The sequence below is a fragment of the Chryseobacterium carnipullorum genome (genome assembly GCF_900142785.1).
GTDB lineage: Bacteria > Bacteroidota > Bacteroidia > Flavobacteriales > Weeksellaceae > Chryseobacterium > Chryseobacterium carnipullorum.
This window is the reverse complement of record NZ_FRCD01000002.1, coordinates 54,204-77,673: the sequence shown is the minus strand read 5'-3', so window position 1 is coordinate 77,673 and position 23,470 is coordinate 54,204. Positions and strand designations below refer to the sequence as shown.

Below are 23,470 nucleotides of genomic sequence, written 5' to 3'. Positions count from 1 at the left end.
TTCATAAATTTGAAAGATTTAATTTACTTCAAGAAATGGAATATTTAAGTTTCGAACTTCCTATAAAAGATCTAATGGATCAACTTCAGACTTGTTCTTTAGTAGGAGAAGAAAGTGGTGTTGATGTAAAATTAGCATGCAGCCAGATTGAGGATAAGATTTTAGAAAAGAAAAAAGAAATCTACGAAAATCTTACCCCTTGGCAGAGAGTACAACTATCCCGTCATCCGGATCGTCCTTATACAATTGACTATATCAACGGAATGGTAGATAAAGGAAGTTTTCTGGAACTTCACGGAGACAGAAATTTCGCAGACGACCCTGCAATGATCGGCGGTTTAGCCACATTGGATGGTCAGAAAGTAATGATCATCGGAACCCAGAAAGGGAGAACGACCAAAGAAAGACAGTACAGAAGATTCGGAATGCCGAATCCTGAAGGATACAGAAAAGCTTTACGACTTATGAAGCTTGCTGAAAAATTTAAAATCCCTGTAGTGACTTTAGTAGATACGCCGGGAGCTTATCCTGGATTAGAAGCTGAAGAAAGAGGACAGGGTGAAGCGATCGCCAGAAACATTTTTGAAATGGTTCAGCTTAAAACTCCTATTTTCACTTATATCATCGGTGAAGGAGCAAGTGGTGGTGCCTTAGGAATAGGAGTAGGAAACAAAGTGTACATGCTTGAAAACACCTGGTATACCGTAATTGCACCCGAAAGCTGTTCTTCCATTTTATGGAGAAACTGGGATCACAAGGAAGATGCAGCCAATGCACTAAACCTTACCCCAAAAGATGCTTTAAGAGAAAAATTCATTGATGGAATCATAGAAGAACCTCTTGGAGGTGCTCAATATGATCCCGAAGTAGCTTATCTGAATCTTAAACATTCTATTTTACAGAATATCAAAGCTTTTTCAAAATTCTCAGGACAGGAACTTGAAACCCAAAGGCAGGAGAAATTCATTGCGATGGGACAGTTTAAAGGATAAAAAAATAAAAACGGTTAAGAACTATTTCTTAACCGTTTTTGCTTATCGTCTTCTTAATTTTATTATTCAGATACATTGAGTGCGATTTCTATATCCTTATCAATCTTTTTGAGTGATGAATATTTTGCATCGCATACCATTGTAGTCAGTACATACTCTCCTTTATCAATCAGAATAAAATTCTGTCCTTTTGCAGGAACAGTCAGGTTATAATATTTTTTTCCGCTTATTTTCACGATCAGATTACAGCTTGATCTGTTCTTAATGTTAATATAAGCATCGTTTTTATTGGTATCATTATTGAAAAGATGGGTAAGCATCGCTGCCGTTCTTTTGGCCTCTTCGCTGGGCTCCGCCTTATTGCTTGCTCCAGCGCTTTTGGAAGATCCTGCGGAAGCATAGCTTACAGTTCTTTCTGGTTTTGATGCAATAGCTGTCGTCGTACCTGTCTTGGAGGCAAGTACTTTTCCACTGTTCAGTTCATTATTCTTAACAATCTTTTCAATTTTTTCCTTGCTGATAGGTTTAATGGTAGGTTTTGCTTCAGGAGAATTATCTGCCATGATCATATCGATCAGTTTTCTTTTAAAGTAATCTGATTTGGCATGTCCGGGATTTTGTTTCAGGAAACCGGCAATGACTCTCGCCTCTTTTGAAGCCTCTGCATCCTGCTCTGTATAGATGATGATTGTTTCTTTTTCTACGACAGCCTTAGATTTCGATTTCTTCTTTTTTTGTGAAAAACCTAGTGTAAAAATGCATAGAAATATCAGTAGAAAGATTTTTTTCATTAATCAAGTCTTTAAAATAGTATTAAATATATCAATAACGTGAAAAGTCATTTTTTAGTTTATCATTAAAATCATTATCTTTGCCCTGCTCTAAAAGTAAGCTAAAAATTATTACTAATCTTAAATAAAAAAAATAATACATATTATGTCTTATACACCAGTTGCTGCAGACGTAGCGAAATTAAGAAACCAAACAGGTGCAGGTATGATGGACTGCAAGAAAGCTCTAGTTGAAGCAGAAGGAGACTTCGAAAAAGCAGTAGATATCCTTAGAAAAAAAGGACAGAAAGTAGCTGCTAACAGAGCTGACAGAGAATCTTCTGAAGGTGCGGTAATCGCTAGAGTAAACGAGGATAACACTTTAGGTGTTGTTATCTCTCTAAACTGCGAGACTGACTTCGTTGCAAAAAATGAAGCATTCATTGAACTAGCGTACGAATTAGCTGAAATGGCTATTTTTGCTGCTACTAAAGAAGAGCTTTTAGCTACAGATTTCCACGGACTTACGGTTGCTGAAAAATTAATCGAGCAAACAGGAGTTATCGGTGAGAAAATCGAGATCGGAGCTTTCGAAAGAATCGAAGGACCATTCTTGGGAGCTTACATCCACGCTGGAAACAAAATCGCTGCTATCACTGCCCTTTCTGCTAAAGTAGACGGAGCTGACGAAGCTGCTAAATCTGTTTCTATGCAGGTTGCTGCAATGAACCCTATCGCTTTAGACGAAACAAGAGTTTCTCAGGAAACAATCGATAAAGAACTAGAGATCGAAAGAGAACTTCTTATAAAAGAAGGGAAGCCTGAAAACATTATCGAAAACATCCTTAAAGGTAAAATGCAGAAATTCTACAAGGACAACACATTGGTACACCAGTCTTTCATCAAAGACGGAAGTATCTCTGTTGCTGACTATGTAAAATCTGTTAACGCAGACCTTAAAGTAACAGGATTTGTAAGAATAAGCTTAGCTTAATTATCTTTCAAAAAATAATACGGAATCCCGGTGAATATTTCACCGGGATTTTTTTATGGGATCATCCGCTGCTGTTAACCCAATATGACGTGAATCTTAAATCTTCAACAATATAATCATAAGTGCCTATTTGTGAAATATTTTAAGGTGAAAATAGATTATTAATGTTTAAATTTGCTGCCCCTTATAATAAAGCATGAAAAAATTTCTACTAGCTATTTGCACTTTTCTTTGTTTACTCGTTAATGCACAATTAGATAATGAACACTGGTTTGCTCCTATGTCAGCAAGTTCCCTTCAGGGATCTCCGCAATGTTATTTATATTTGTCAACCAACGAGACGGTTCCGTTTTCTGTGCAGGTTTCCAATAACAATATTGTTTTTTCTACCGTACAGGTAAGCAAAGGAAATCCCGTACAACTTACCGTTCCAAGCAATTATATGATTGCTTCCACAGCCAACCAGCTTTTTACCCAGAATTCAATGGGCCTGCATGTAAAAGGAATTAAAAAATTCTTTGCCAACTTCAGGTTTTCAGTTCCCAACCAGGCTGAAATCATTACTTCGAAAGGATTGGCCGGGATAGGAAAAACTTTTTTCATAGGGACTGCGCCTACCACTTTCCCTAAAGATTATGTCAATTCTACCCTAGGAGTTACTGCTACGGAAGACAATACCACTATTACCCTATCCGGATATAATTCTGATGTTGTTTTCTCAGACGGCAGCGTCATGCCTACCAGAACATTTACCATCAACAAAGGAAAATCTTACATCATTGATGTCACAAGCGATATGGGGGGAGCAAGTAACAGAAAAGGATTATTAGGCGCAAAGCTTGTTGCCAACAAACCGGTATCAGTCACGAACGGAAACTTCAACGGTCTTTATACTACCCAGAATAATAGCAATGTAGACATCCTGATGGATCAGGCTGTTCCTGTAGACAGATTAGGAAAAGATTTCGTCATGGTAAAAGGAAATGGCCCGGCTACTGTGGGGATGGAAAAAGCCCTGATCATTGCTACAGAAAATAATACGACCCTTACTGTCAACGGAAATCCTTTACCTGGCGTTAACCTTAATGCAGGTGGATATTATATGATCGAAGGAAACAGCTATATCAATCAGGGGAATGGAAATTACAATATGAGCATCTCTTCCAGCAAAAACGTTTACGTATACCAGCTTCTCGCCGGAACTTCCGGAAGTACGGTGTATCAGACAGGAGGAATGAATTTTATCCCGCCTTTAAGCTGCTTCCTGCCAAAAGAAATCAATGAATTAGGCTTTATTAACAGAATCGGAACTACCTACTACGATACCAAACTTAACATCATCACACAGGCAGGTGCTGCGGTAACACTCAACGGTAATCCGGTTGCGGCAGCTACAGGTCCTTATCCTGTAACCGGAAATCCAGGGTGGGTCACTTATTCTGTTATGAATGTTTCCGGAAATATTACTGTCAACTCTACAAAACCTGTCACTGCAGGAATAGCAGCAGGAAATGGGTCTGTAGGATACGGAGGTTATTTCGCCGGATTTTCTTCAGTCCCAGCCATTACAAAAACAGGAGACTGCTACGCAGGGATTCGTCTTGAAGTAGACAACAGTTATGATGCCTACCAATGGTATTTCAATGGTGTTCTCATTCCAGGAGCGACCTCTTATTTTATCAATCCCGAATTATACGGGGCAGGAACGTACACCTGTTATATCACTAAAAATAACTGTGAATCCAGATTAACCTCCGAATACCAATATACATTATGTCCTCCGATCTCTACAACAACATACAATATCGGATCATGTAATACCAAAGTGATCACTCCTGTTTTCACGACCTCTACGCAGGCCATTGTTCCTTCACATACAAGTATTATTTCTCAGCCAACCAATGGTACAGCTACGGTAAATCCTACAACCGGACAGATCACTTATACTCCTAATGCCGGACTTACAACGGATACTACAGATTCTTTCATTTATTATATTGATGGAAACGGAAACCCGGCTGATTTTGAGTATTTCAAAGTGGTAATGAATATTGATGTTCTTCAAACTCAGAATGCTAATCTTTCTTCATGCGCCAATGCCAGTGGAAACGGAACTTTTAACCTCACAACCGCTATTTTAAGTCCGGATACTGGGACGACAGCAACTTATTATACCAATGCTAATTTAACCGGACAGATTACAAGTCCTGCCACCTATTCAGGTCCTGCCGGAACCATTTATGCTAACGTAACCTCAGCCTTTGGATGTACTAAGGCAGCACAGATCATCTTAACCCTGAATCCTTCACCTAATGTGAACACCAGTAATTTTAACGCAAGCTTCTGCGATGATAATTTTGACGGAATCATCAGTGTAAATTTCACCACTGTAACTCCCCAGATTGTAAGCAATTCAGCCAATTTCACCGTACAATATTACCTCATTCAGGCAGATGCTACTGCAGGAAATAACAACACCCTTCCCGCTAACTGGACTTATAATGCCAATACAACCGTTTATGTAAGAGTAACCCCAAACATAGGGGACTGTCCTGCAGCACTTGGACAGATCAATTTTACCATTGGAAATAAAATTACATTAATCACCAATTCTGTGACAGCGGATGTCTGCGATAATGACCTCAGCGGATCTGAATCTGCCAATCTTAATGATTATAAAAATTTATTTACTGCAGATCCTTCGGTGATCTTATCATTCCATACTTCACTGGCTGATGCGCAGGCAGGAACCAACGCAATCTCCCCTACTCAGAATATTACTTCGGTCCATACTTATTATGTAAGATTTCAAAGCAATACGGCATGTCCGGCTACCGGAACTTTAAAACTTAATTTAAAAACACCTAAAAAATCTAACAGACTCAACAACCAGGTGGTTTGCTCAGATGAAAAAGTAGTATTGGATGCAGGACCTGGCTTCTCATCTTATCTATGGAGCAACGGAGCAACAACGCAGAGTATCACCGTAGGTGCGGGAAATTATTATGTAGATCTTGGGTCCAATGGATGTGTATACCGCCAGACGGTAAGTGTAACAACGGCTCAGGCTCCAACCATTACAAGGGTAGATACTTCAGGCTCTACTGCGACAGTCTATGTGACGGGAGGAACTGCTCCTTATCAATATTCTCTGGATGGAATGAATTATCAGTCTTCCCATGTTTTCATGAATCTTTCAAGAGGTATCCATAAGGTCTATGTACTGGGCTCAGACGGATGTATGCCGGTGACCAAGGAATTTTTGGTCCTGAATCTTGTTAATGCCATTACCCCTAACGGTGACGGACTCAATGATGTTCTTAATTATTCTGATCTAAGGATCAAGCAGAATGTGAAAATTGAGGTAGCGGATCGCTACGGAGCGTCTGTTTATAAGTCTTCCGATAAGAATTACGTATGGGATGGTAAGGCCAACGGAAGAAGTCTTCCTACAGGAACCTATTGGTATGTAATTACCTGGACAGAACCTGACACGAAATTACCAGTTTCATATTCGGGATGGCTTTTAATTAAAAATCGTGATTAATTTTTAACTTTTGTTATATTTATTTAATACTATTTCAAATATTATTTTAAATTTGTAGAAATCCTAATTCCACACACATGAAAAGATTTCTACTCAGCTTAGTATTACTTCTTTTATCAATTAATACCGTCTTTGCACAAAGGGATACGGAGCACTGGTTCGCCCCTATGGCGGCAAAACCATCTGCATTGATAAGTCCCAAACAGGCTTTATATTTTTCTACGGATTCTGTAACCCCGTTTCCTGTGGAAATATATAGTAACGGGGCATTGCTTGGGACGGTTACGATCATGAAAGGTGACCCTAAAGTGTTTGACATATCAACTGCTACCATGATTACAATGGAACCCCTTGATATGTTTAAACCTGTTGGTAAAGGAATTTACACTAAAGGTTTAAAACCATATTACGTCAATTTCAGATTTAGTGTTACCAGCCATGGAGAAATATTAACCTCTAAGGGGAAAGCAGGAATCGGAAAAAAATTCTATGCCGCTTCGACTCCAATGACAGGGCAATCTATTACATATTTAAATTTCACAGCCGGAGTTTTAGCGACTGAAGATAATACAACGGTTACCGTTTCAGGATATAGTTCAGGATTACAGTTTACCAACGGTACTACAGGAACGACAACCCCAACGATGACATTTACCCTTAATAAGGGACAAGCTTATATCATTGAGGGCCGCGATAATACCGGAACGAATGCCACGGGTTTTATTGGCGCAAAGATAGAATCCAATAAACCGATATCAGTTACAAACGGAAACTTTAACGGACAGTTTGCGCTTCCGTCTTCTGCCGGCTCGGCAGGTTCTGACATTGTGATGGACCAGTCTGTTCCTACGGACCGATTGGGAAATGAATTCGTTCTTGTAAAAGGAAACGGAGACGACAATGACGGCGACGAGGATGCATTAATCATTGCGACCGAAGATAATACACAAGTTTACCTTAACGGATCTACTACTCCTGTTCAAACCCTGAATGAAGGACAATGGTATAGAGTAGGCCAGGGAGCAGGTGGCAGCTATGTATTCCCATATATAGACCAGGGGAGTTCGCACTTTAATATGCATATCAAAACTTCTAAAAATGCCTATGTGTATCAGCTTCTGGCTGGTCTTCCCAACAGTACAGCAACAGAAGGATTCAATTATATTCCCCCTTTGAATTGTTTCTTACCAAGAAAAATTGACGAAATAGGATTGATCAATCAACTTCCTGAAAGCAGCTCAAGTGGTACAAAAAATGTTAAATTAAATGTACTTACTGAAGCCGGAGCAATTGTTAATGTTACCGTAAACGGAGCACCTGCACCAACCGTTCAGGGACCTTTCACTGTGACAGGAACTACAGCATGGGTGTCTTACTCTGTTCCCAACGTGACAGGAAACGTTACCGTTACCTCTACTAAAGCCGTTACTGCAGGTATTTCTGCAGGAAGTGGTGCTGTAGGATACGGAGGCTACTTCGCCGGATTCTCATCCATCCCGGTCATTGCTAAACGTTCCGGAGAATGTGCACCAGGCATTATACTTGAGGTAGATGATAGCTACGAAGGCTACCAGTGGTTCTTAAACGGAACAGCGATCACAGGAGCCACGGCCAATACATTCTCACCTGCAACGGCCGGAAACTATACGGTAAAAGTAACCATGGGAACATGTCCGCCTGTTACAACCCCGATTTATAAGGTATTTAGCTGTTTAAAACTGACAACACAAACATTGAATGCTTGTGCCACTAAGGTGATCACTGCTGCATTTACCTCTTCAACACAGACTGTAGTACCAGGAACACTGGTTATTATTACCCCTCCTGCCCATGGTACTGCCGTGGTGAATTCAAACGGAACCATCACCTATACCCCTACAACCAATTACTATGGGGCGGACCAGATTGTTTATAAATTCTGTGGAAATGGTGTTGAATTTATAGACTGTGAACAAATTACCTTAAACCTTACGGTTGTTCCTTTTGTAGTGAGAGATGCTATCATCAAAGCATGTCAGTATGATGTAGATCCGTATGCTTATTTTGATCTTACCAAAGCTAGCGTTACTGACTATAATCCGGTAGTAAAAAAATACTATCCGTCGATGGCTGATCTTAATGCAGGAACCAATGAGATTACCACTCTAGCTAATTATCCATCTGCCGGCGGATTCGTTTATGTAAAAGTAACGACCAACGAAGGATGTACGGCCAACGCAAAAATTGAATTGATCCCTCTGCCAATCAAAAAATCACCAATTCTTGTGGATCAGTTTATCTGCGCAGACAGCAAAACAAATCTGGATGCAGGTCCGGGATACGATTCTTACCAATGGAATACAGGGGCTACAACACCTGCTATCCAGAATGTAGGAATTGGGGAATACACTGTAATTCTGGGCAAAAACGGATGTTTTCTGACGCAGATCGTGAGAGTAAGAAAAGTTGAAGATCCTGTCATTACCAAGATTGAAATTTCAAATACTACAGCTACAGTGGTTGTAAACGGAGGAAAAGCTCCTTACCAATATGCAGTAGATACCCCAACAAACTGGCAGGACTCTAATATATTTACAGGTCTCACAAGAGGGCAGCATACATTCTATGTAAAAGATGTTTATAATTGTGATCCTACAACCGTAGAAGTAACAATTCCGAATTTGATCAACGCAATAACTCCTAACGGTGATAACAAAAATGACTTTATAGACTACAGTGAATTAGCCTACAAAGAAAACCTTACTTTTGTCATCTATGACCGATACGGAAACATGATCTTCACCGGAAACAAATTCAATAATTACAAATGGGACGGAAGACACTATGACAAAAAACTGGTTACCGGAACCTATTGGTATCATATCAACTGGAATGAATCCAATAAAGAAAAAACTCCGATTAAGTATACCGGATGGATTTTAGTTAAAAACATTGAATAATCCATTCTGACTATAAATATTTAACCGCGATTTCAAATCGCGGTTTTTTTTTAATCTAAAATCCATATTTTTTAAACATTTTATAATACCACATTAAATATTCTCCTATTTTTGCGGGAATCCTAATTCCCAAATAAATGAAAATATTTTTACTTACTTTTCTTTTGCTGTTGACAGCTATTAATCCCCTTTTTGCGCAAAGAGACACAGAACACTGGTTTGCCCCGATGGCGGCCCGAAGCTCCAATGTAAGTTCTCCTCAACAGGCCCTTTATTTTTCAACAGACTCTACCACTCCATTCCCTGTAGAAATCTACAGCAACAATACCCTTCTTGGAACAGTAAACGTTGCTAAAGGAGCTCCCCAGACCTTTCAGATTCCTTTGGGAAGCATTATCACAAGCAATATTTCTGAACTGTTCGTTCCTGTAAACAAGGGGCTTTACACAAAAGGAACAAAACCTTATTTCGCAACCTTCAGATTTTCTGTTACCAGCCATGGTGAAATTTTAACCTCTAAGGGAAAAGCAGGAATCGGTAAAAAGTTTTATGCGGTAGTTTCCCCTATAGAAAACCCGGTTGTTGCCTTAAATTTCACGACCGGTATTATGGCTACGGAAGACAATACGGTGGTTACCGTTTCAGATTATTCTGACAACGTCATATTTACCAACGGATGGACAGGGGTAACCAATCCCAGTTTAACATTCACTCTTAATAAAGGTCAATCCTATATTATTGAAGGAATTGGTGATAAGGCCGGAAATAAAGAAGGCTTCATCGGGGCCAAAATAGAGGCTGACAAACCTATTTCTGTGACGAACGGAAATTTCAACGGCCAGTTTGCAATCATTCCCCCAGGTTCTATCTTTGACGGATCTGATATTGTAATGGACCAGTCCGTACCAGTAGACAGACTGGGAAATGAATTTGTTCTTGTAAAAGGAAACGGAGACATTAGTGAACGAATGGAAGACGCTTTGATTGTTGCTACTGAAGGCGGTACCCAGGTATTCATTAATAATGGAGCCACCCCGGCAATTACACTAAGCGAGGGAGAAAGCTACAGGGTTAATAAGCTGAACAATACCAATTATATCAATCAGGGCAATAACCATTATAATATGTACATTAAAACAACGAAAAATGTTTACGTGTACCAGCTATTAGCAGGCGTTGCAACGAGTAATGCTACGATCGGGTTCAATTATATTCCTCCGTTGAACTGCTATCTTCCAAGAAAAATTGATGAAATAGGAAATATTAATATCTTACCTCCTACCACCAATAATGTTAAACTCAATATCCTTACAGAGACAGGTGCTGCCGTTACCGTAAACGGAGGAACTCCTCCAGCCGCTCAGGGCCCCTATCCGGTATTGGGAACTTCATCATGGGTATCTTATTCTGTACCGAACGTTACGGGAAATATGACCATCACCTCTTCAAAAGCTGTCACTGCAGGGATCTCCGGTGGAAGTGGTGTTGTTGGTTATGGAGGATATTTTGCTGGATTTTCTTCGATTCCTGTTATTGCCAAGCAAACCGGAGACTGTATTCCGGGAATTGTCCTGGAATTAGATGACAGTTTTGATTCTTATCAATGGTATAAAGACAATGTTCCCATTACAGGAGCAGTAAGCAATTCTTATACACCTACTCAATCTGGAGAATATACTGTCAAAATAACAGTGGGTTCTTGTCCTCCCATTATAACGCCTGTCTATAAAGTATATACCTGTCTTACAGAAACTACATTAAACCAGACTGTATGTGACGGGGTTAAGTTGATTGTTCCAACGTTTACAAATTCTACCCAGTCCGTGGTTCCAGGTACCGTAACCATCATTACCCCACCAGTTAATGGCAATGCTGTCATTGATCCTGTTACTGGTGTTATCAGCTATGCTCCTGCTTTCAACTATGTTGGACCTGATTCTTTTGTTTATAAATTCTGTGGAAACAATCCTAATTTTACAGACTGCGAGCAAGTGACCCTGAATTTAACTGTTTCAGAAAGTCCCATTGTTAACAATGCTTCTCTAAGAACATGCTTTCTAGAAGCTAATCAGGCTACCGGATTGTTCAATTTAACGAATGCCTCTGTCACAATGCAGCCGGGAGTTACCAAAAAATATTATCCCTCTCCAACAGATGCAGATAACAGCACCAATGAGATTTTAAATCCCACCAATTATATTGCTCCCACTGGAGTAGCTTATGTAAAAGTGATCAATGCTAACGGATGCTACAGAATTGCAGAAGTTACACTGACCGTTCTGCCTCCTGTAAAATCGGCTGTTCTGGTGGATAAAATTATCTGTGTCGAGGATAAAACAACACTGGACGCAGGTCCGGGATTCAATGGGTATGAATGGAGCACCGGGGCAACAACACAAACTATTCAAAATGCAGGAGTAGGCAACTACTGGGTAAAGCTGAAAACAGGAGACTGTATCACCCTTCAAACTGTTAAGGTATATGCGTCAGAGCAACCGGTTGTATCTAATATTGAGATTTCAAACACGACAGTGACGGTATATGCAATAGGCGGAAACCCTCCCTATCAATATTCTCTGGATAATATCCAGTGGCAGGATTCCAATATATTTGCAGACGTCGCCAGAGGCACTCCTGAGGTGTATGTAAAAGACAGTTATAATTGCGAACCTGTAAAAGTGGAAATTACTATTCCTAATCTGATCAATGCGATTACCCCCAACGATGACGGGGTGAATGACGTCCTGGATTACTCTTTATTATCAGGCAAAAAGAATCTGGAGTTTACTATTTTCGACCGATATGGAAGTAAAATATTCCAGGGGGATAAAACCAATGGTTATAAATGGGACGGAACCTTAGGCGGAAGCAAAAGAGTTTCTACCGGAAACTATTGGTTTGAGATCCGGTGGAATGAACCTTCCGGCAAGCAGACCGCTGTAAAATATACCGGATGGATCCTTGTCAAAAGCAGAGAATAAACACGTAACACCATCCATTTCAAAACCGCGATTTTAACATCGCGGTTTTTTTATTACTTTTTCAGGGAATGAATACATTTTATTATTAAATTTGTGTTAAACCCCTCCACTGAATGAAGAAAATTTTATCTTTTCTATTTATATTTTGTATTTTCACCTTTACCTTGGCCCAGCTGGACAGAGAACACTGGTTTGCGCCTATGATGGACAGGAGTGGAAGTCCCAATCCGTATCAGAAATTATACTTATCTACCAACAGGACAACAACTTTCCCGGTAAGTATTTACAATAATAATGTGCTTATTGGCACTGTAAATATCAGTAAAAACAATCCTCAAAAATTTGATGTACTCAGAAATTATATCATTACGACCAATCAGACTGATCTTTTTACACCTACTTCCAAGGGATTATATTTAAAAGCAGAGTTTCCTTTTTATGCTAACTTGAGATTTTCCGTCCTTAATCATGCTGAGATCATTACTTCAAAAGGAATACCTTCCACCGGAAAAAACTTTTACGTTGCCAACGCCCCCATTACGGTTGGAAATCCTATTTTAAATTTTATGGCCAGCGTTCTTGCCACAGAAGACAATACTGTAGTTACCGTAAGCGGATATAAACCAGCAGCCCAGTTTTCAAACGGAACTACGGGCGCCACAAATCCTATTATGACCTTTACCCTCAATAAAGGTCAGTCTTATATTATGGACGGTATAGGCTCGTCTGCCGGAAACTCTGATGCCTTCATCGGTGCCAAGATTACTGCCACTAAACCCGTCAATGTCACCAACGGAAATTTTAATGGCCAGTATGCAGGCAACTACCCTACGAGTTCTGATATTCTTATGGATCAAGCCGTTCCGGTAGAGAGACTGGGAACTGAGTTTGCTCTGGTAAAAGGAAACGGAACGATTGGCTCCAATATGGAAGGAGCCCTCGTCATTGCCACGGAGGACAATACCCAGATCTTTGTCAACGATGAAATTCCTCCTCTGACCACCTTAAATGCGGGACAATATTATGTAATTTCTGATTCAAAATATAAAGCCCAGGGGCTCAGTCATTATAATCTTTATTTAAAGACCTCTAAGAATGCGTATGTGTACCAGATCCTGGCCGGAGATTCCGCCTCGGGAAGTGAAGTAGCAACAGGTGGATTTAATTTTATCCCGGCACTGAATTGTTATCTTCCAAAACAGATCAATGAATTGGGTTTTATTAATGAAAACTTTGTTCATTCCAATGCTAACCCTTCCGGAATTCTTAATATCCCCACAAAACTCAACCTGATCACAGAAAGAGGAGCAAATGTTACAGTAAATGGAGCCACTCCACTGCCAACCACCGGCCCGTTCAACATGACAGGGACCAACAGCTGGGTTACCTACGGTATTCCCAATGTAACCGGAACGATCACCGTGATTTCTGACAAAGCCATTACGGCAGGAATTAATGCAGGAAGTGACGCGGTAGGTTATGGCGGATTTTTCGCAGGTTTTCCTACGCAACCTGTTATTTTAAGATCAGGAGGAACTTGTGCCCCAGGCATAGTGCTTACAGTAGACCCGATTATTTATGACACGTACCAGTGGTATATGAACGGAACTCTTATTCCGGGAGCTACCGCATCATCCATTAGCCCTGCACAGTCCGGATATTACACCTGTTCGGTGACTATGGGAAGGTGTGCCCCTTTAGTGACAGAACAGTTTAAAGTACTCAACTGTACAAAGCTTACTACATCAACCTATAATGTATGTACCACCCAAACGATCACGCCAGCCTTTACAGACTCCCCACAGACTCCTGTAACTTCTACAGTGGCTATTGTTACGCCTCCGGCGTTAGGTACTGTCGCTGTAAATCCAGTAACCGGAATTATTACCTATACTGTTAATACACCAGGAACTACCGGAACAGATAGTTTTTCCTATACCTTCTGTGGAAACGATCCTGTATTTCCAGATTGTGAAACGGTAACCGTTAACATCAATATTCTTGCGCTTACGGTTAACAATATTACATTGCATGCCTGTAACATTAATGGGCAAGGAACATTTAATCTTACGTCCGCCAATGTAACCAATAACTCACCGGTAAACATTACGTATTATCCTACTCTGGTGGATGCCCAGACAGAAAACCCCGGAGCACTTATCACAACAACAAATTCATATACTGCACCCGACGGCACTATTGTGTATGCTGTGGTGAAAAATAATTTAGGCTGTAAAAGTATTGCTCAGATCACACTTTCCCTGTACAATCTGGCGATAGTTCTTAATAATTACAACGGCATTTTTTGTGATGACAACCTGGACGGAACAGTTACGGTCATACTTTCCAATATAACCGGTATTGTACTTAATAACCCTGGCTATTTTATCAACGTACGATATTACGCAACCTTTGCTGATGCTAATGCCGGAAATGCCAATACCCTTCCCAACAACTGGAGCTATACCGCTACAACAACAATTTACATCAGGGTAGAGTCCCCGGACGGATGTGCTGTGGTGGTAAAACCTTTACAGTTCAGTATTGGAGCCAGAATTACTTTGATCACAAAAGCTGCTGCTGCCAATGTCTGTGATGATGATCTGGATGGAATAAAAGCAGCCAACTTAGCTCAGTTTATCCCACAGTTTACCATAGATCCTAATGTTACTTATACGTTTCATGCAACTCAGGCTGATGCCCAAAATAACAATGCTCCTCTATCCGGGACAGTCAATGTTACAGGAACACAGACTTTTTATATCAGATTTCAGAAAAACGGTGTTTGTCCTGAAGTGGGATCCATTAAAATTACAATCAAAATACCTAAGAAGTCTGATCTCTTAAAAGACCAGGTTATTTGTCCTAAAGCCACGACAACGCTAGATGCAGGACCTGGATTTGAAAAATATTTATGGAGTACAGGAGCTACCTCACCCTCTATTTCCAATGTTCCGGCGGGGAGCTACTGGGTAGAGCTTACATTCAATGGTTGTGTTTACAGACAGATTGTGATTGTTACGGAATCACCTACACCAATGATCACCTCAATAGAGATCAACGGAACGACAGTAACGGTTGGAGCAAGTGGCGGAACACCACCTTATGAGTACTCTCTGGATGGAGTAAGCTGGCAGAGTTCCAATATTTTCAACAATGTACCGAGAGGCCCTCATAAAGTTTTTGTAAGAGACTCAAAATTATGTGAGGAAATAACAAGACCTTTCGCTATCATCAATCTGATCAATACCATTACTCCCAACGGTGACGGACATAATGAACAGATCGACTACTCTGCTTTAATGAGCAATACCAATCTTGAATTCAGAATATTCGACCGGTATGGTGCTGAAATTTTCAGAGGAAGCCCGGACAACCGATACATATGGGATGGAAGAATGGGAGGAAGACCTGTACCTACGGCTACGTACTGGTATTTTATCAGCTGGGTTGAATATGGTACTTCTACCTCTGTAAAATATACAAGCTGGCTGCTGGTAAAACATAAATAATGACTGATTGTCCGTTTATATTTACCGGTATTCTTCTCATTGTTGTACGTTTATAACATTCATTAACAGTTTGGTATTAAAGTTTAATATAACTTTAACCTGAGATCATTATCTTAATCGGTATAAATTGCTGTATTTCTACGTAATTTTGCCCTAATTATATGAAGAAGCTAATTACCCTTTTGATGCTGGTTTTTCTAGCAAAAGTCAGTGCACAGATCTACTCAGGAGAGGTGTTTTTAAGAGACAACTCAATCTTGTATCTTAATCAGGTTTATGTAACCAATCTGAATACCCAGAAAACCGTACTTACCGATTATAACGGCACTTATAACATCCCTGCAGCTCCAGGCGATGTGATCCGTTTTACCTCTATTGTCACGGAACGAAAAGATGTAAAACTGACCCCTCAGATGATACAGCAGAAAAATTTAATTGAATTAAAGATTGCGTACTACGAGATCCAGGAAATTGTACTGACCCGTTTCAAACCTACCGGAAATTTAAGGTATGATGTAAATTCTATACGCAAAGTGGATAAAGCACTGGCAATAAAAAAAGTAATCGGCTTACCTGAACCTAAAGGCGACGGAACGTCTCCAGAACTTCCGGTGGCAGGATTGAGGGACGGTGGTCTTACTTTCAGCCTGGAAAGCATCTATGACATCCTTTCGGGAGACCGGAAGAAAAAGCAGCGTTATATGGCTTACGAAAGAATGAATAATTCAGTATCCCAGATCAAAAATTATCTTGGGAAGGATTATTTCGCGAAGTTCAAGATTCCGGAAAACCTGATCGACAATTTTCTTCAGTTTGTTTATACCTCAGAAAATATCGAGGCATATGTACTCGCAGGTAATTTTGAAGCGATAAAAATTCCAATCGAAAAATACCTTCCCATCTACCAGAAAAGGCTTAAAACCTCAAATCTTCAGGAGGTTATTAAATAATCTTCCGATATCAAAGTCTTTAAAAAAAGATACACTATTTAAAATTTATAGTGTACATTTCTTTTTTATTTAAAATATGCTTAATTTCCTATCACAATTAAGTGTTTAAAATAAAAATAGCTGTACGTCGTTATTATAGAGAAAACTAATTGGCTAAACACAAATTAAGAGAGAACACCAAATCCTTATTTAATATTTTGTCAATGAAAAAATTACTTTTATTTTTTGTTTCCATTCTATTTATGAGTCTGTCTGCCCAAAAAAAGGGAAAGGACTACAGCAATATTTTAAAAAGTAAAAACATCTACGAGATCAATGCTTTCCTAAGGGATGCTCATCCTGAGGACCCACGCAGGTCAGTACTAAAACCGCGGGTTATGGAAATGATGACGCAATACATTAAAGAGGCTCATCCTGCTGACCAAAAAGTAAAAGATATGCAGGAAATGCTTGCCCTTCTCAAAAGACGACCTTCTACCAAGATCAGCTTCGACGAGATGAATGCAATTATCAAACAGAAACAAATCGCCAAATACAAAGCAGAGCTTGCTGCTAAACAATCCACTGTAGTCTATACTCCAAGTACAGCTCAAAATGCCTTTGTAGTCAACACCTCTGCGAACGCTGCAGTTCCCAATGCAGAAGCCGAAGAATTCAATATGCTGATGGCCGTAAATCCGGTAGAACACAAGAACAAAACAGTAAAAATATTAAACTCTCTATTTGACAATGATCCCAACAGTAAGGAAAGTATCATCCTTATTCAGAATAAATCCGATTGCAATATCATTGTGAGAATGGAAGGTGTTGGAACTACAAAGTACAGGCTTGCCGTTCCTGCCCACGGTGAAAGCTCAATCGTTATAGATAAAGGGCAGTATCTTTTTACCAGTCTGGTCTGCGGGGCACAGTATGCATCGCAAAAAACGATTGAAAAAGCCATCATGGTAGCTTTGGGAAGTTCTGCAACACCATAAACCCAATATAAATACACTCAGTACATGCCTTTTATGTTTAAAAGACAAGGTAGTCTATGTAAAATTCGCTATTTTTGCGGGATTTTATAAATGACTCGATGGGCAAAAATAAATTAGCAAGATTCGCTGAAAACAAGATTTTACCAAATGTTATCCAACCTACAAGAGAAGAAGCTTTAATCGGTATTCCGCTGAAGGGAAACTGGAGAAAAGATTTCTTTAAGAACGACAATCCAATTGTACTGGAATTGGGTTGTGGCAAAGGAGAATATTCTGTAGGACTGGCCAAAACATTCCCTGAAAAAAACTTCATAGGAATAGATATTAAGGGGGCCCGATTCTGGTTCGGAGCTAAAGAAGCGGTGGACAGCGGCATGAATAATGTAGCATTCCTGAGAACACAGATCGAACTTGTAGACCATTTTTTTGCTGAAAATGAAGTGGACGAGATCTGGATCACTTTTCCTGATCCTCAGATCAAGTATAAACGTACAAAACACAGACTGACTCATCCTGACTTTTTAGAGCGATACAAGAAATTTCTGAAACCGGGTGGAATTATCCACTTAAAAACGGATTCGGAGTTCCTTCACGGCTATACATTAGGCTATTTACAGGGAGCAGGCTACGAAATAATTTCTGCTCATCACGACATTTACGGTGCTCCTGAATATGATCCCAACACAGAACACCTGAGAGATATAAAAACTTATTACGAAGAGCTTTTTTCGGCGAAAGGAAAAACAATAACTTATATTAAATTCAGGATAAGCTGATGAAATAAAAACAACAAATTGATGAAAAAAATTTTAACGACCCTCCTCTTTTTCCTGATTACGGGTTCTGCTATCGCGCAGAAAAAACACAAAGACATTCTGAAAAGCGTAAACATCGCAGAAATTGAAGAATACCTTAAGAACGCGCATCCTGAAGATCCCAAAAGGAGCGTTCTTAAGCCCAAACTGATTGCCCTTAAAAACTCTGAATGGACCAAAGGCGCACAGACTGCCAAACCTATGGAGGCAAGACCTGTCATCACTGATATCCCCAACAGGTTGTTGAGGAATTCAAACTCAAATGATGCAGAAGAGTTTAAAAGACTGATTGCTGAGACGTCTGACCAGCACAAAGAAAAAACGGCAAAACTTCTCAATGCTATGTTTGATGAAGACATTACCAGGAATGAGGCTATCCTCCTGTTTAGAAACAATTCAGATTGTAACATCGTCCTGAGAATTGAAGGAAAGGATTTCCATAATCTGGCGGTTCCGGCACATGGCGAGAATTTCATTACCCTCAATAAGGGCCATTATACTCTTAACAGTAATGTCTGTGATATCAGATACTCTTCTGAAAAGGACATAAAAAAAAGTATATTTGTAGTGATTGAAAACCCGGGTGCGCCCAAGCCTGAAGCGAATAAAGATCTGGTAAAAGACAACAAAGAAGTAACACCCGTGAAACCTTCAAAAAAGAAAAGATCAAAAAAATAACCGGTATGAAAAAGCTTCTCTTTTTCTCTGTGATTTCACTCAGTATTATAAGCTGTAATGCAAACTACAGCAGCTATCCCGTAAGAACCAATTACCCTGCAGGTTCCGCAACTTCAGCGGTCAATACCGAAAGGGAATATGCTGAGCTTATCAAAACCTACAAACCTGAAACAGCTGAAGTATTGAATGATCTTCTTAATGCAGACTCTCCGACTGCTCTCAAGACTTCAGTTTCCGTAGAAAACAGATCACCATGCAATATGGTTCTTACCATAAGCGGAAATGGCTTCTTTAAAAAGATTCCGATAGCTTCCGGCAAGGTTGGCTATACAATGGTTCCTAAAAACCAAAACTACAGACTATCCGGAATGCTCTGCAACTCATCTTATCAATCTACGAAATTTATTTCCACTTCATACGCGATAAAAATTTCTAATTAAATACAAACCCCACTTTATAAAGCGGGGTTTCTATATCATTAATGTGATATCAAGCTATTCTAATTGAATACAAATAAAAAAACGCTGGATCAAGATCCAGCGTTTTTCCTATATTAAAGAAAATCTTTAATTATTCAGCATCGAAATCAGCATCTGTTTCAGCAGATACTTTTTCTCCTTCTTCTTTAGATTTTTCTTTATCAGCTTTTCTTTGAGACTGACCTTCTTTGATAGAATCAGAAACAATGTTCAAGATCATATCAATAGACTTAGAAGCATCATCGTTTCCTGGGATAACGAAGTCTACTTTTCTTGGATCAGAGTTTGTATCAACAATACCGAAAACTGGAATACCTAATTTCTTAGCTTCAGTTACAGCGATATGTTCTCTCATGATATCTACAACGAAGATAGCAGAAGGAAGACGAACCATGTCAGAGATAGAACCTAAGTTTTTCTCCAAGTTAGCTCTTTGTCTGTCTACCTGTAATCTTTCTTTTTTAGATAAAGTTTCGAACGTACCGTCTTTTTTCATTTTGTCGATATGGTTCATTTTCTTTACAGCCTTTCTGATTGTAACGAAGTTCGTTAGCATACCTCCCGGCCATCTTTCTGTAATATAAGGCATATTAAGTTCAGAAGCGTGTTTTGCCACTACTTCTTTCGCTTGCTTCTTAGTCGCTACGAAAAGAACTTTTTTACCTGCAGAAGTTAATTTTTCTAAAGCACTACAAGCTTCATCTAATTTAACTGCTGTTTTATGTAAGTCTACAATGTGAATACCGTTTTTCTCCATAAAAATGTATGGAGCCATATTTGGATTCCACTTTCTAGTCATGTGACCGAAGTGTACGCCAGCCTCTAAAAGGTCTTTTACATTTGCTTTTGCCATGTTTTCTGTTTTTGTTAGTTTACTTTCCGTTTCTTAAACAATCAACAACTTCTTTAGATGGGAGAAGTGTTTGGATGCTAAACGTAACGGGCAATTTGCTTTAAGCTTTAGGCATTAAGCTGTAAGCTTCAAGCGAGTTAAAAAGTTTAATAAGTTTTTCAAAAAGCCTATCGCGTAATGCTTTAAGCTTATCGCAATTCTTAACGTTTTGAGAATTGGAATCTTTTTCTTGCTTTTTTCTGACCTGGCTTCTTTCTTTCCACCATTCTTGCATCTCTCGTAAGTAAACCAGCAGGTTTCAAAGCTAATCTGAATTCAGCATTGATTTCGCATAAAGCTCTTGAAATACCTAATCTGATAGCTTCTGCCTGACCTGTATTTCCACCACCGAATACGTTTACGGTAACGTCATACTGACCAACAGTCTCAGAAAGGATAAACGGTTGGTTCAATTTATAAACCATAACGTCTGTAGAGAAATAAGTTGCAGCATCTTTACCGTTTACTGTAATGTTTCCAGAACCTGGTCTTACATAAACTCTCGCTACAGAAGTTTTTCTTCTTCCGATTTTGTGAACTATAGACATAATTAATTATTTAAATTCGTTAACATTAATTGTTTTAGGCTGTTGAGCTTCATGTTTGTGCTCAGTTCCTTCATATAAATAAAGGTTCTTTAATAAAGCAGATCCTAATCTATTTTTTGGCAACATACCTTTCACAGATTTTTCCAATACTTTTAAAGAATCTTTCTTCTGAAGTTCAGCCGCAGTCATAGACTTCTGTCCACCAGGGTAACCTGTATGCCAGATGTAAGTCTTATCAGCCCACTTATTTCCGGAAAGCGTAATTTTCCCAGCATTCAAAACGATAACGTTATCACCACAATCTACGTGAGGTGTAAAGTTCGTTTTGTGCTTACCTCTCAAAATCTTTGCAACCGTAGAAGCTAGTCTTCCTAACGGCTGTCCTTCAGCGTCTACCACAACCCATTCTTTATTAGCAGTAGCTTTGTTCGCTGAAACAGTTTTGTAACTTAATGTATTCACACGTTTTAGTTAAAGATTAAACATAATTTTCCCCTAAAAGGGTGTGCAAAGGTACAAATAATTTTCGTAACCCAAAAACATATTTTATTTAATCTATATTCACTAAGATTTTAATACCATCTTAATAGATTCTAACGACAGTTCTAATTTTGGCACAGAACTTGTAAAATGAATCGCCGATGAAAAAAAATATTTAGAAGATTCTAAAAACACAAGCGATAAAGCAAAGAGTTTTATTCTTAAACTCTTTCTTTATTAATTTTTCTTAAAAGATTCCTGCAAAAGCTTACTGATATACTATTTTATATAGCAAAATATTTATATTTGCTCCCAAATCATATTCTATAATTCATGAGCCACGGAAAAATCAGAGAAGATAAAACCTGCCTGAACTGCGGGCATCAGGTTGAAGAAAGATTCTGCCCACACTGTGGACAGGAAAATATCGAAAGCCGCCATCCCTTTTATTATCTCTTTACTCATTTTTTTGAAGATTTCACCCATTATGACGGACAGTTCTGGGGAACGATGAAGAATCTTCTTTTCAAACCGGGGCGACTTACCAAAATCTATCTGGAAGGAAAAAGAACTCAATTTGTTCCTCCAGTAAAACTTTATATCTTCATCAGCTTCTTAACCTTCCTTTTCATTTCATTCCAGATCGCAGATATGAATTTCGGATTACAGGGAGCAGATAATGAGAAAAGCCTTAAAAAGGAAATTCAAAAAGCAGTTTCAGAAAATGACACTATCCGTAAAGACATCCCGGAGTCTCGCGATATTACCATTGGTATTTCTTCCGAAGACGGGGCACCATCTAAGTTGTCAGATACTAAAACCGGAGATACCATCAAAACTAACAGAAACGGTATAGACCTCAAAGAAGTATTTAAGAGTAAAAGTATTACTCAATCTTTTGGATTGCAGTCTATGGAGGATTTTGACAAGAAAGAAGAAAAAAACGGAAACAAATACAAAACGATCCGTCCATTTGTTGCCAAGGTATTTGAATTGGAAGAAAGAGGACATTCGCCACGTGAAATCGTTGATTTATTTATCAGGAGCTCTATTCAAAATTTACCTAAAGCTCTTTTTATATATCTTCCCCTGTTTGCTTTTCTTTTGTGGATATTTCACAGCAAAAAAAAGTGGTGGTATTTTGATCATGGTGTTTTTACACTCCATTATTTCTCTTTTTTATTGCTGCTCACCTTACTTATTTTTGTAGTGAATAAATTGTTGAGCTACTTTGACGAGAATACTTTTGTGATCGTCATGAAGATCCTTTTCATTTCAGCTGCTGTGATTTATTCAGGATGCTATTTCTTTATAGCTCACTACAGAACCTACAGAACCCATCCTGCGCTTACTATTTTAATCGGTGCTATCCTATTTATTATTAACTATGTCTTATTCCTCTTTCTATTGATAGGCTTAGGAGTAGTAAGCTTTTTACTGATGCACTAACGGCGCAGAGATTTGTTTGCTCTGAAACTTGCAATTAAGTAATACGCTACAAAAACCGTTGAAAATTTAAGGATTGAAGGAATGGCAAGCTCTAAGCTGAATACAAGTGTTCCTATCAGTACTAAAACAGCCATTGCCGCAAAAGAAATACCTAATTTTTGTGGGAGTGTAAAATTGGGGGTATCCAGATAATAAGCGATTCCCCATGCAATCCCAAAAGCCAGTGCATAATAGATATCCAGACCGACATTTTCAGAACTGTAAAAAAAATAATTGATCAGGAAACTAAGAACTGTTCCTAACGCAAAGTACATCAAAGCCTTTTTCATACTCTCTATATAATTCTGCAAAAATAGAGAATTTAATGATCATTATTAAACGAATGATTGTTAAGTTGGGGAAATAACAACCTATCCTTTTCAAACAACCTTCTTAAAATCAAATTATTAGACAAAACCAAAAGGTTC

At 39.0% G+C, this 23,470-nt stretch carries 17 protein-coding genes; 12 read left to right on the top strand and 5 right to left on the bottom strand.

Features of this window, described 5'->3' with window-relative positions; translation table 11 throughout:
- Positions 1-35: 35 nt before the first annotated feature.
- Entirely contained in the window at positions 36-992 is a 957-nt protein-coding gene (locus BUC06_RS02500; protein ID WP_073329332.1) for an acetyl-CoA carboxylase carboxyltransferase subunit alpha, read from the top strand.
- Positions 993-1,054: 62 nt separating this feature from the next.
- Here BUC06_RS02500 and BUC06_RS02495 read toward each other — a convergent pair whose 3' ends face one another.
- Positions 1,055-1,783: a DUF6759 domain-containing protein gene (locus tag BUC06_RS02495; RefSeq protein ID WP_073329330.1), complete on the bottom strand. Its 729-nt coding sequence runs from the start codon at positions 1,781-1,783 to the stop codon at positions 1,055-1,057.
- A 145-nt stretch (positions 1,784-1,928) separates the two neighbouring features.
- Here BUC06_RS02495 and tsf point away from each other — a divergent pair, with 145 nt between their 5' ends.
- The 10 genes from tsf (at position 1,929) to BUC06_RS02445 (ending at position 19,595) form a co-directional block, all read left to right on the top strand.
- Positions 1,929-2,756 (top strand): translation elongation factor Ts, encoded by an 828-nt coding sequence (tsf, locus tag BUC06_RS02490; RefSeq protein WP_073329327.1) that lies wholly within the window; start codon positions 1,929-1,931, stop codon positions 2,754-2,756.
- Positions 2,757-2,952: 196 nt separating this feature from the next.
- Positions 2,953-6,303: a T9SS type B sorting domain-containing protein gene (locus tag BUC06_RS02485; RefSeq protein ID WP_073329324.1), complete on the top strand. Its 3,351-nt coding sequence runs from the start codon at positions 2,953-2,955 to the stop codon at positions 6,301-6,303.
- A gap of 77 nt (positions 6,304-6,380) precedes the next feature.
- A complete protein-coding gene (locus tag BUC06_RS02480; RefSeq protein WP_073329321.1) occupies positions 6,381-9,242 on the top strand; it encodes a T9SS type B sorting domain-containing protein in 2,862 nt (953 codons plus the stop codon).
- Between the two features lie 137 nt (positions 9,243-9,379).
- Positions 9,380-12,223, top strand: a complete 2,844-nt coding sequence (locus tag BUC06_RS02475; RefSeq protein WP_073329318.1) for a T9SS type B sorting domain-containing protein — start codon at positions 9,380-9,382, stop codon at positions 12,221-12,223.
- Positions 12,224-12,336: 113 nt separating this feature from the next.
- A complete protein-coding gene (locus BUC06_RS02470) occupies positions 12,337-15,735 on the top strand; it encodes a T9SS type B sorting domain-containing protein (RefSeq protein WP_073329316.1) in 3,399 nt (1,132 codons plus the stop codon).
- A 161-nt stretch (positions 15,736-15,896) separates the two neighbouring features.
- Positions 15,897-16,685 carry a hypothetical protein gene (locus BUC06_RS02465; RefSeq protein WP_083563903.1) on the top strand — a complete coding sequence of 263 codons (789 nt, stop codon included), beginning with the start codon at positions 15,897-15,899 and terminating at the stop codon, positions 16,683-16,685.
- Between the two features lie 203 nt (positions 16,686-16,888).
- Complete coding sequence (locus tag BUC06_RS02460; protein WP_073329309.1) at positions 16,889-17,662, top strand: DUF6759 domain-containing protein; 774 nt, start codon at positions 16,889-16,891, stop codon at positions 17,660-17,662.
- A 98-nt stretch (positions 17,663-17,760) separates the two neighbouring features.
- The gene (trmB, locus tag BUC06_RS02455) at positions 17,761-18,438 is read left to right on the top strand and encodes a tRNA (guanosine(46)-N7)-methyltransferase TrmB (protein WP_073329306.1); all 678 of its coding nucleotides are present in this window, start codon (positions 17,761-17,763) and stop codon (positions 18,436-18,438) included.
- Positions 18,439-18,459: 21 nt separating this feature from the next.
- On the top strand, positions 18,460-19,155 hold the full coding sequence (locus BUC06_RS02450; protein WP_073329303.1) for a DUF6759 domain-containing protein: 696 nt from the start codon (positions 18,460-18,462) through the stop codon (positions 19,153-19,155).
- Between the two features lie 5 nt (positions 19,156-19,160).
- The gene (locus tag BUC06_RS02445) at positions 19,161-19,595 is read left to right on the top strand and encodes a DUF6759 domain-containing protein (protein WP_073329228.1); all 435 of its coding nucleotides are present in this window, start codon (positions 19,161-19,163) and stop codon (positions 19,593-19,595) included.
- Between the two features lie 130 nt (positions 19,596-19,725).
- Here the strand turns inward: BUC06_RS02445 and rpsB are convergent, their stop codons facing one another.
- The 3 genes from rpsB to rplM all read right to left on the bottom strand — a co-directional run bounded on the left by rpsB (position 19,726) and on the right by rplM (position 21,536).
- Complete coding sequence (gene rpsB, locus BUC06_RS02440) at positions 19,726-20,487, bottom strand: 30S ribosomal protein S2 (RefSeq protein ID WP_034746531.1); 762 nt, start codon at positions 20,485-20,487, stop codon at positions 19,726-19,728.
- A gap of 200 nt (positions 20,488-20,687) precedes the next feature.
- Positions 20,688-21,074, bottom strand: a complete 387-nt coding sequence (gene rpsI / locus BUC06_RS02435) for a 30S ribosomal protein S9 (RefSeq protein WP_042722891.1) — start codon at positions 21,072-21,074, stop codon at positions 20,688-20,690.
- 6 nt (positions 21,075-21,080) lie between these two features.
- Positions 21,081-21,536: a 50S ribosomal protein L13 gene (gene rplM / locus BUC06_RS02430; RefSeq protein ID WP_034706094.1), complete on the bottom strand. Its 456-nt coding sequence runs from the start codon at positions 21,534-21,536 to the stop codon at positions 21,081-21,083.
- Between the two features lie 351 nt (positions 21,537-21,887).
- On the opposite strand from rplM, the gene BUC06_RS02425 reads away from it, so the two are divergent.
- Positions 21,888-23,003 carry a DUF3667 domain-containing protein gene (locus BUC06_RS02425; protein ID WP_073329225.1) on the top strand — a complete coding sequence of 372 codons (1,116 nt, stop codon included), beginning with the start codon at positions 21,888-21,890 and terminating at the stop codon, positions 23,001-23,003.
- Here BUC06_RS02425 and BUC06_RS02420 read toward each other — a convergent pair.
- On the bottom strand, positions 23,000-23,332 hold the full coding sequence (locus BUC06_RS02420; protein ID WP_073329222.1) for a hypothetical protein: 333 nt from the start codon (positions 23,330-23,332) through the stop codon (positions 23,000-23,002). The genes BUC06_RS02425 and BUC06_RS02420 overlap by 4 nt on opposite strands.
- Positions 23,333-23,470 lie beyond the last annotated feature (138 nt).

Excerpts from the sequence above, each read along its gene's own strand:
- BUC06_RS02500 (WP_073329332.1), top strand. The coding sequence starts at position 36 with ATGGAATATTTAAGTTTCGAACTTCCTATAAAAGATCTAATGGATCAA.
- BUC06_RS02470 (WP_073329316.1), top strand. The coding sequence starts at position 12,337 with ATGAAGAAAATTTTATCTTTTCTATTTATATTTTGTATTTTCACCTTT.
- rpsB (WP_034746531.1), bottom strand. The coding sequence starts at position 20,487 with ATGGCAAAAGCAAATGTAAAAGACCTTTTAGAGGCTGGCGTACACTTC.
- BUC06_RS02425 (WP_073329225.1), top strand. The coding sequence starts at position 21,888 with ATGAGCCACGGAAAAATCAGAGAAGATAAAACCTGCCTGAACTGCGGG.
- BUC06_RS02450 (WP_073329303.1), top strand. The coding sequence starts at position 18,460 with ATGAAAAAAATTTTAACGACCCTCCTCTTTTTCCTGATTACGGGTTCT.
- BUC06_RS02475 (WP_073329318.1), top strand. The coding sequence starts at position 9,380 with ATGAAAATATTTTTACTTACTTTTCTTTTGCTGTTGACAGCTATTAAT.
- BUC06_RS02445 (WP_073329228.1), top strand. The coding sequence starts at position 19,161 with ATGAAAAAGCTTCTCTTTTTCTCTGTGATTTCACTCAGTATTATAAGC.
- BUC06_RS02495 (WP_073329330.1), bottom strand. The coding sequence starts at position 1,783 with ATGAAAAAAATCTTTCTACTGATATTTCTATGCATTTTTACACTAGGT.
- BUC06_RS02465 (WP_083563903.1), top strand. The coding sequence starts at position 15,897 with ATGAAGAAGCTAATTACCCTTTTGATGCTGGTTTTTCTAGCAAAAGTC.
- BUC06_RS02460 (WP_073329309.1), top strand. The coding sequence starts at position 16,889 with ATGAAAAAATTACTTTTATTTTTTGTTTCCATTCTATTTATGAGTCTG.
- tsf (WP_073329327.1), top strand. The coding sequence starts at position 1,929 with ATGTCTTATACACCAGTTGCTGCAGACGTAGCGAAATTAAGAAACCAA.
- trmB (WP_073329306.1), top strand. The coding sequence starts at position 17,761 with ATGGGCAAAAATAAATTAGCAAGATTCGCTGAAAACAAGATTTTACCA.
- BUC06_RS02480 (WP_073329321.1), top strand. The coding sequence starts at position 6,381 with ATGAAAAGATTTCTACTCAGCTTAGTATTACTTCTTTTATCAATTAAT.
- rpsI (WP_042722891.1), bottom strand. The coding sequence starts at position 21,074 with ATGTCTATAGTTCACAAAATCGGAAGAAGAAAAACTTCTGTAGCGAGA.
- BUC06_RS02485 (WP_073329324.1), top strand. The coding sequence starts at position 2,953 with ATGAAAAAATTTCTACTAGCTATTTGCACTTTTCTTTGTTTACTCGTT.
- BUC06_RS02420 (WP_073329222.1), bottom strand. The coding sequence starts at position 23,332 with ATGAAAAAGGCTTTGATGTACTTTGCGTTAGGAACAGTTCTTAGTTTC.